This window comes from Streptomyces sp. NPDC056128, assembly GCF_042263835.1.
Classification (GTDB): Bacteria; Actinomycetota; Actinomycetes; order Streptomycetales; family Streptomycetaceae; genus Streptomyces.
Window position 1 is genome coordinate 25,989 of record NZ_JBHJVQ010000041.1, and the last position, 8,092, is coordinate 34,080.

At 72.7% G+C, this 8,092-nt stretch carries 9 protein-coding genes; 5 read left to right on the plus strand and 4 right to left on the minus strand.

All coding sequences use genetic code 11. From position 1 onward, the window contains the following. Window positions 1-105 precede the first annotated feature (105 nt). A complete protein-coding gene (locus tag ACFC1X_RS37685; RefSeq protein WP_376363253.1) occupies window positions 106-1,836 on the minus strand; it encodes an ATP-binding protein in 1,731 nt (576 codons plus the stop codon). Between the two features lie 340 nt (window positions 1,837-2,176). Here ACFC1X_RS37685 and ACFC1X_RS37690 point away from each other — a divergent pair, with 340 nt between their 5' ends. Then, entirely contained in the window at window positions 2,177-3,010 is an 834-nt protein-coding gene (locus ACFC1X_RS37690) for a lysozyme (protein ID WP_376363256.1), read from the plus strand. A 32-nt stretch (window positions 3,011-3,042) separates the two neighbouring features. Here ACFC1X_RS37690 and ACFC1X_RS37695 read toward each other — a convergent pair whose 3' ends face one another. Beyond that, window positions 3,043-3,765, minus strand: a complete 723-nt coding sequence (locus ACFC1X_RS37695) for an FAD binding domain-containing protein (RefSeq protein WP_376363259.1) — start codon at window positions 3,763-3,765, stop codon at window positions 3,043-3,045. A gap of 165 nt (window positions 3,766-3,930) precedes the next feature. After that, window positions 3,931-4,656, minus strand: a complete 726-nt coding sequence (locus ACFC1X_RS37700; protein WP_376363262.1) for a class I SAM-dependent methyltransferase — start codon at window positions 4,654-4,656, stop codon at window positions 3,931-3,933. A 257-nt stretch (window positions 4,657-4,913) separates the two neighbouring features. Between ACFC1X_RS37700 and ACFC1X_RS37705 the strand changes: the two genes are divergently transcribed. The 3 genes from ACFC1X_RS37705 to ACFC1X_RS37715 all read left to right on the plus strand — a co-directional run bounded on the left by ACFC1X_RS37705 (window position 4,914) and on the right by ACFC1X_RS37715 (window position 6,512). Beyond that, entirely contained in the window at window positions 4,914-5,129 is a 216-nt protein-coding gene (locus tag ACFC1X_RS37705; protein ID WP_122619179.1) for a hypothetical protein, read from the plus strand. 89 nt (window positions 5,130-5,218) lie between these two features. Then, entirely contained in the window at window positions 5,219-5,824 is a 606-nt protein-coding gene (locus ACFC1X_RS37710) for a flavodoxin family protein (protein WP_376363266.1), read from the plus strand. 124 nt (window positions 5,825-5,948) lie between these two features. Next, window positions 5,949-6,512 (plus strand): Dps family protein, encoded by a 564-nt coding sequence (locus ACFC1X_RS37715; RefSeq protein WP_376363269.1) that lies wholly within the window; start codon window positions 5,949-5,951, stop codon window positions 6,510-6,512. Between the two features lie 85 nt (window positions 6,513-6,597). On the opposite strand, the gene ACFC1X_RS37720 is transcribed toward ACFC1X_RS37715, so the two are convergent. Beyond that, window positions 6,598-6,954, minus strand: coding sequence for a PRC-barrel domain-containing protein (locus ACFC1X_RS37720; protein WP_307016940.1), 357 nt, complete (start codon window positions 6,952-6,954; stop codon window positions 6,598-6,600). Window positions 6,955-7,157: 203 nt separating this feature from the next. On the opposite strand from ACFC1X_RS37720, the gene ACFC1X_RS37725 reads away from it, so the two are divergent. Then, the gene (locus ACFC1X_RS37725) at window positions 7,158-8,003 is read left to right on the plus strand and encodes an RNA polymerase sigma factor SigF (protein WP_376363273.1); all 846 of its coding nucleotides are present in this window, start codon (window positions 7,158-7,160) and stop codon (window positions 8,001-8,003) included. Window positions 8,004-8,092: the final 89 nt, after the last annotated feature.

An 8,092-nucleotide genomic window follows, 5' to 3' on the forward strand; every position in this document is an offset into this window, starting at 1 on the left:
AGGGGACGGTGGGTGCTGCTGCTCCGGTCACCGGCCCGTTCCTCCAATCTCACGAACTCGGGGGCGAGGGGGCGCCGTTGTGCGCCGTGCGGTGGGGCGCGCGGTCTACCCCGACGCGGGCGGTTCCGGCGTCGACGCCCCGCCGGCCGCCCCGGACCGGCGCCCGCGGTGGAAGGCACCGAAGCTGGACCCGGCGTCGCGGGACGCCGTCGCCGGCCGGTCGGTGGGCCGCGGGGGCGGGTCGCGCCGTTCGCGCTCGGCCTCGGCCTCGGCCATGGTCCGGCCCGGGGAGCGCACGGGCAGTCCGCCCGGTGTCCCGGACGCCGGACGGGTTCGCGGCGCCTGCTCGGGAGGTACGGTCCGCTCGGCGTCCCGGACGTCCGGGAGGCGCGACGCGGCCACGGGCGCCTCCGCGGCGGGCGCGGGCCCGGGGACGGCGACGCGGGCCGCGCCGCCGAAGGTGCGGCCGGTCAGGGCGGGCCCCGGGTCCCGCTGCTGGGCGAGCAGTTGCGGCGGCACCAGGACGACGACGCCCGTGCCGCCGCGGGACGAGGGGCGGTAGCTCACGCCGACGCCGTACTTGGCGGCGAGCCGTCCGACCACGGCCAGGCCGAGCCGGGTGCCCTGGAGCGAGGCCAGGTCGGTCGCCCGTCCCGACACGGCCTCCTCGGCGTGGCGCATGGCGGCGTCGGCCATCTTGAGTCCGCTGTCCTCGATGGTGATGACGATTCCGGCGGTACGTTCCTCCACGTACACGTGGACCTCGTCGATGGGCGGCGAGAAATTGGCGGCGTTGTCCATCAGTTCGGCCAGCAGGTGCATGACGCCCTCGGCCGCGTAGCCGGAGATCGCGGCAGTGGTGGAGCAGTGCATGCGGACCCGCTGGTAGGCGGCGATGCGGCCGACGGCACCGCGCAGGATGCTCTCCATCACGATGGGCTTGTTCCAGGCGCGGCTGGAGCGGCCGCCCATCAGCAGGGCCAGGCGGTCGGTGATGAGGCCGAGCTGGGAGGTGCTGTGGTCGAGCCGCAGCAGGTCGCCGAGGACCTCCTCGCCGTGACGGTCCTGCATGTCCCGCAGGTCGGCGAGCATGCGTACGGCCTTGGCCTGGACCCGGCTGAGGGACTTGGCGGAGGCGGCCTCGGCGGCGGCGGTGCGCCGTTCGCTGTGGGCCAGTTCCCGGACGAACAGTTCGGCGCAGGTGCGCAGGTGCGGACGCCGGGGCCGGTCCAGCTCGGCGAGGACGACCTCCGCCGAGGTGCCGTCGCGCAGTCTCCGCACCGCGGCGGGCAGGGTGCTGCTCGTCAGGTGTTCCAGCTCCGCGGTGGCGTCGCGGGTCTCACGGAGCGCCTCCTGGTGCCGGGTCTCGGCGTCCGTGGCATGCCGTACGGCGTCGGCCATGAGGGAGGCGAAGCTCTGGACGACCTGACGCAGGTGCGGTCCGGGGGCGGGGGCGGTGCGGGCGACGGCCTCGTCGGCGCCGGCACCCGCGAGCACCTGCTGGGCGACGCCCGGCAGCGCGACGTTGACGAGGTGCACCAGGCCGGCGTTCTCCTGGGCGAGCCGGGCTTTGAGGGAGCCGATCTCGGTTCCGCGGTCGGCCGCGGTACGGCGGGCCCGTCCGACCAGGTGGGAGGCGAGGACCACGGTGACGGCGACGCAGAGCCAGGACGTCACGGCGAGGGTCGCGGTCCAGCCCCGGGCGGCCTCGGGCGCCGCGGCCCAGGCGGCACCGGCGCCCGCGGCGGTCGCGGGCAGCACGACCAGGGCGACGGCGGGGGTGCGGTGGGGGGCTTTCTGCGTCCGGGGCGGGGTGGGGGGTGCAGACACTGACATTCCGCGGTCCCTCTGGTCCTTGAGAGCGGGGAAGGGCCGATCGACATGGGTCGGCCCGCGGGGCGGAGCCGTTCCACCGGGTTCCTGTTGATCACTCCGGTGGGCTTCCGGCTCATGCTAGTCAGCGTCACGGACGCGTCTGCCTGACCCGCCGGGAACCCCACCGAGGAGCGAACTTCCCGCGCATCCCGCCAATCGAAAGCACCGGTGTGATACGGGCGTTCAGACCCGGTCGGCGGCCCGTCGGCGCGGTGGCCGGACGGGCCGGGCCCGGACGGGGCGACACCATCTGGGTGACTGTGGGATGCGGTGGGGCGTGACAGCGGATCGTATGGGTGCCATGCGCAGACCCATAGCCGTGGCTTCAAGCCACTCACGCCTGCTCACGACAGGCGTGCTCCTCGCCTCCCAGTCACTCCTGCTGACCCTGTCGGCGGTCCCCGCGACCGCCGGCGACGCCGGGTCGCCCGTTCGCGGTTCCGCCTACATGGGCCGGGGTGTCCTCGCCCACGAAGGTGTCCAGGGGCGGCCCGTCGAAACCCGCGCCAGCCAGACCGAGGGCGTGGACGTCTCCAGCCACCAGGGCAACGTCGCCTGGTCGACCCTGTGGAAGAGCGGGGTCAAGTGGGCCTATGTGAAGGCCACCGAGGGGACCTCCTACCGCAACCCGTACTTCGCCCAGCAGTACGGCGGCTCCTACGACACCGGCATGATCCGCGGCGCGTACCACTTCGCGACCCCGGACACCTCCGGCGGCAAGGCCCAGGCCGACTACTTCGTCGACCACGGCGGCGCCTGGTCGAAGGACGGCAAGACCCTGCCGGGCGTCCTCGACATCGAGTACAACCCGTACGGGGCCACCTGCTACGGAAAGACCCACTCCCAGATGGTGAGCTGGATCAACAGCTTCGTGGACCGGTACAAGGCGCGCACCGGGCGCGAGGCCGCCATCTACACCTCCACCAACTGGTGGACGCAGTGCACCGGCAACTACAGCGGTTTCGGCGCCAGCAACCCGCTGTGGGTCGCCCGGTACGCCTCGTCCGTGGGCACCCTGCCGGCCGGCTGGGGCTTCCACACGATGTGGCAGTACACCTCGACCGGAAAGACCGTCGGGGACCACAACAAGTTCAACGGATCGCTGAACCGCGTCAAGGCCCTGGCCAAGGGCTGACGGGTACCGACCGTCGGGCGCCGGCCGCGGTGTCAGCGGCCGGCGAGCGGTTCCAGGATGCCGGTGACCTGTTCGCGCACCACGTCCCGGGCCCCGGGCGGCAGTCCGCCGAGATCCGTACCCTCCAGGGCGTCGACGGCCTCGTCGGCGCCCCCGTCGCACGCGGTGCTGCCGCCGACCACCTCGTAGCCGTCCCGGACGGCGACCCGCAGCCGCGGCCGGCCGTCGTCGCCGGTGTGCACGGCCGTGGCGACGACCAGGGGCGGCGGCCCGCCCGCCGCGGCAGGCTCCTTGCGGTAGCCGCTGGCCGTCGGGGTGCGCCAGCGCAGGCCGAGCAGCAGGTGGCGCTTGGCCATCACCTCGGCCAGGTCGGTCTCGTAGGACCCGTCGGAGCCCAGTACGGTCGCGCGGGCGTCCAGCACGAGAGCCGCGGGCAGCAGGCAACGCAGGGTGCTGCCCACGAGGTTGCCGCCGACCGTCGCCGTGCGGCGCACGGCTCCGGTGCCCACCGAGCCCGCCGCGCGGCGCAGCACCTCCGGTACCCGCTCGTCGATGCGGTGCAGCAGTACGGCCGCGCCCAGCGCCTCGGGCTCGAGGACGGTCGCCTCCGGCAGCTCGCGCAGGGACATGGCCAGTTCGGGGAAGCCGTCGCGTTGCCAGGCGGCCCACACGAGAGTGGCGCCGCCGACGGGCACCGCTCCCTCCGCCATGCACTCCTGTGCCTCGGACACGGACGTGGGCAGACGCAAGTGCATGCTGATCGACCTGCTTTCCCGGCAGTCGGCGGTGGGACGACGAGGCGTTCCCCCGCCGCGTGATCACGGCCACTGTGATTGTCCGTACCGTCGAGGGGGCGCGTACAGGGCTCACTGGATTCCGATGTGCGCCCTCGACGCGCCGGTGCACCACCTGCGGGCGCGCTACGGCCGTCGTGCCACGAAGACGAGTTCGCGGCCCCGACGGTCGGGGGCGTCGCGCACCTCCCGGACCTCGAAGCCCCGACCGGTCAGGTCGGCCTCCACCTCCGCCCGGTCGCGGAAGCGCAACGTCGAGTCGGAGGTCAGCACTTCGCCGTCCGCGGTGAAGACGTAGGTCCAGCGGAAGGTGACCAGCGGGCCGCGCACGTCCAGCAAGTCGCACCAGCTCTCCACCGCACCCGCGCCGGGAATCTCCACGACCCGGTGCGTGTGCTCGCGGTCCCACTCCGCCCAGGCGCGCCGGGCCGGGTCCCGTGTCTCGAACACCAGGTGCCCGCCGGGCCGCAGCGCCTCGTACGCCCCTTGGAGTGTCCCCTGCCACGCCCGTGGACCGGTGATCGCCTGGGCGACGTTCGCCGTCATGGTCGCCAGGTCCGTCCGCAGCGGGGGCAGCGAGGTCGCGTCCCCCTCGATCCAGCGCACCCGCGCGGCGCCCGGCTTGCCCCGGGCCACGTCGAGGGAGGCCGCGGCGGGGTCCACGCCGACGACCTCGATGCCCCGTTCGGCCAGCAGCAGGGCGAACACCCCCGTGCCGCAGCCGATGTCGAGCACGCGCCGGGCGCCGAACTCGCCGGCCATGCGCAGGTACGCGTCCAGGTCACCGCGATCGGTGTCCAGCGCGTCGTAGACGGCGGCGAGCCGCGGATGCCGGAAGCACGCGTCAGCCATACGGCCGACGATAACTCCCACCCGCGCGCGTGCGGTCGGGCGGAATCCCCGCCGGGTTCCCGGCCGGTCCCGCCGAGCCGGTGCGGCGGGAGCGGACGCGGGGAGCACCGGCGCACCGGGAGCCGTCCGGCGTGCCTCGGTGCGGGGCGCCGGTGCGCGTCCGCGGGGGCCGTACGGGGTATCTCCCAGGCGGGCCCCCGAGACCGCCGCCCCGGACACCCGCGCGGTCACCCGTCTCCCACGGAAGGCGCACCGACATGACCGAGCCTCACGGCCTGGAGCCCGTCGCGACGTTCTGCGGCAACTGCGACTGCGGCTGTCCCCAGTTGTTCGTCGACCCCCAGGCACCGGCGGAGCGGCGGATCGTCCTGACCGACGACTTCGGCCAGCGCGTGCAGATGAGCGCCGACCAGTTCTCGTCGCTGGTCGACGACGCCAAGCAGGGCAAGCTGGACGGCGTCGCCCTGCCCTGACCGGCCGGCCGGACCGCCACGGGGCCTTCCGGGTGAACGGCTCCGCGCTTCCCCGGTCGGCCTCCGCCGATCGGGGAAGAAGGACGGGCATGCGCGCACTCGTCATCAACTGCACCCTGAAGCCCTCCCCCGCGCCGTCCAACACCGAGGCCCTCGCCTCCACGGTCATCGCGGCCCTGAAGGGCCACGGAGCCGAGGTGGACGTCGTCCGGGCCGTCGACCTGAACCTGAGACCGGGCGTCGGGACCGACATGGGCGACGGCGACGACTGGCCCCAGGTGCACGAGAAGCTCCTGGCCTCCCAGATCCTGATCATCGGGTCGCCCACCTGGCTCGGCCGTCCGTCCTCCGTGGCCCAGCGGGTCCTCGAACGGATGGACGCCATGCTGAGCGAGACGGACGACGAGGACCGCCCCGTCGCCTACAACCGCGTCGCCGGTGTCCTGGTGACCGGCAACGAGGACGGCGCGCACCACGTCATCAGCGAGATCAGCGGCGGACTCGCGGACATCGGCTACACCATCCCGGGTCAGGCCTGGACCTACTGGCACCTCGGCCCCGGGCCCGGCCCCGACTTCCTCGACGACGAGCGCGGCCACGACTGGGCGCTCTCCACCGGCCGGGCGATGGCGTCCAACCTCGTGCACGCCGCGCGCGCCCTCGCCGCGATGCCCGTGCCCGCCCCGCCGTCCTGACCTCGCAGGCCCTCGTACGGCGCCCATGGTCACCGACCTGGCCCGCGGATGTCTGAGGGTCCCGATACGGGGCATTCGTGCACGAGCAACGATGTACGACACAGATGAGGAGCTGAGGTCCGCCATGACGCATGACCTGACCCCGAAATACACGGTCCCCGGCATCGAGCGCGAGGCCGCCGGACGGCTGATCGGTGTGCTGCGACTGCGCCTGCACGCCCTCAACGATCTGCACCTGACCCTCAAGCACGTGCACTGGAACGTCGTCGGGCCGCACTTCATCGCCGTGCACGAGATGATCGACCCGCAGGTCGACCAGGTACGCGAGATGGCCGACGACGTCGCGGAGCGCATCGCCGCGCTCGGCGGTGTGGCACAGGGCACGCCCGGGGCCCTGGTGTCGGAGCGGAAGTGGGACGACTACTCCATCGGCCGGGCCGACGCCATCGCCCACCTCGGCGCGCTCGACGTCGTCTACACCGGCGTGGTGGAGGGCATGCGCGGGGCCGTCGAGGAGGCCGGCAAGATCGACGCCGCCACGGAGGACCTCCTGATCGGCCAGCTCCGGGACCTGGAGCAGTTCCAGTGGTTCGTGCGGGCCCACCTGGAGAGCGCCGGAGGCACCCTGGCGACGGGCAGCGCGACGTCCGAGACGGAGGCGGCGGCCCGCGGAGCCGAGATCGGCTGACGGCCGGCCCCGTCGGACGCGGGGCGCGCCGGGTCCGCCGTCAACGGCGCCCGGCCGCCCCCTCGGACGGTTCGGCTCGGACGGTTCAGCGCCGGCCGAGCCGCCGTTCGCCGCGGCTGCCCTGCTCGTACGGCAGCTTGTAGTGCTCGAAGACCGCGCCCTCCTCCTCGGCCGCGAGCTCACCGTCCGGATCGATCCCCGGTGCGTCCTTGACCAGCGACTTGTCGTAGGTCACCTTCACATAGCCCGGCCCGACGGTGGCCTTCTCCACCGGCACGAAGACGAGACGGCGCCGGGTCGGCAGGCCGACCGTGACCGTCGCGAATGCGGGGCGGTCGGTCAGCGTGTCGAAGTAGATGGACTCCAGGGTCCCGATCTTGCGGCCGTCGTGGTCGACGACGTCCTGGCCACGCCAGTCACGAATGTTTTCGGCTTCAAACATGCCCACTCTCCCCTTCCGAGAACGCGCTCACTCTCTAGTTCCCCACTTCACGCGTCTGTCGCGCCTCTGTCCCCTCACCGGCCCAGCGCCTTCCCCACACTTGCGAGAATCGACAGGTGTGCGGCGCGTGACCCGGGGTAGGCGGTCCTTCGTCGGCCGACAAGGTGACGACGACGGGGGCCGATCGACAGGGAGGGCACATCATGGCGACGACGACCGCACAGGCGACCATGCACACCACGACGGACATGCCGGAGATCGCGGACCCGTCCAAGGTGGCGCCCAAGGACGCGCGGGAGTTGTCGAAGCTCTTCTTCGAGCAGCTCACGGTGCTGGAGGAAGGCACGCCCGAATACCAGTACGCCCGCAACACCCTGATCGAGATGAACATGTCCCTCGTCCGCTTCGCGGCCGGCCGGTTCCGCAGCCGCGGCCCGGAGGAGATGGAGGACATCGTCCAGGTCGGCATGATCGGCCTGATCAAGGCGATCGACCGGTTCGAACTCACCCGTGAGGTCGAGTTCACCTCGTTCGCCGTGCCGTACATCGTCGGGGAGATCAAGCGGTTCTTCCGCGACACCTCGTGGGCCGTGCACGTCCCGCGGCGTCTCCAGGAGGCGCGCGTCCAGCTGGCGCGGGCCACCGAGGAGCTGCGCAGCCGTCTGGGCCGCAACCCCACCACGCAGGAGCTGTCCGAGCTGATGAGCCTGCCGGAGGACGAGGTCGTCGAGGCCCGCCTGGCGGCCAACGGCTACAACTCCGCCTCCCTGGACGCCGCCATCAACGGCAGCGAGGACGGCGAGTCGGCGCTCGCGGACTTCATCGGCACCGACGACGCCGCGCTGGCGCTCGTGGACGACTTCCACGCTCTCGCCCCGATGATCGCCCAGCTGGACGAGCGCGACCGGCAGATCATCCACTGGCGGTTCGTCGAGGAGCTCACCCAGAAGGACATCGGCGAGCGGCTCGGCGTCTCGCAGATGCACGTGTCCCGGCTGATCTCGCGCCTGCTGGGCCGCCTGCGGGAGGGCATGCTCAGCACCACCTGAGCACCTGATCGGCGGAGCGGGGGGGGGGGGCGGGGGGGGCGGGGCGGCGGCGGCGGGAGGGAGGGAGTGTAAAAAAAACAAAAAAACAC

Coding starts and splice junctions, on each gene's coding strand:
- ACFC1X_RS37685 (WP_376363253.1), bottom strand. CDS start 1,836: ATGTCAGTGTCTGCACCCCCCACCCCGCCCCGGACGCAGAAAGCCCCC.
- ACFC1X_RS37690 (WP_376363256.1), top strand. CDS start 2,177: ATGCGCAGACCCATAGCCGTGGCTTCAAGCCACTCACGCCTGCTCACG.
- ACFC1X_RS37695 (WP_376363259.1), bottom strand. CDS start 3,765: ATGCACTTGCGTCTGCCCACGTCCGTGTCCGAGGCACAGGAGTGCATG.
- ACFC1X_RS37700 (WP_376363262.1), bottom strand. CDS start 4,656: ATGGCTGACGCGTGCTTCCGGCATCCGCGGCTCGCCGCCGTCTACGAC.
- ACFC1X_RS37705 (WP_122619179.1), top strand. CDS start 4,914: ATGACCGAGCCTCACGGCCTGGAGCCCGTCGCGACGTTCTGCGGCAAC.
- ACFC1X_RS37710 (WP_376363266.1), top strand. CDS start 5,219: ATGCGCGCACTCGTCATCAACTGCACCCTGAAGCCCTCCCCCGCGCCG.
- ACFC1X_RS37715 (WP_376363269.1), top strand. CDS start 5,949: ATGACGCATGACCTGACCCCGAAATACACGGTCCCCGGCATCGAGCGC.
- ACFC1X_RS37720 (WP_307016940.1), bottom strand. CDS start 6,954: ATGTTTGAAGCCGAAAACATTCGTGACTGGCGTGGCCAGGACGTCGTC.
- ACFC1X_RS37725 (WP_376363273.1), top strand. CDS start 7,158: ATGGCGACGACGACCGCACAGGCGACCATGCACACCACGACGGACATG.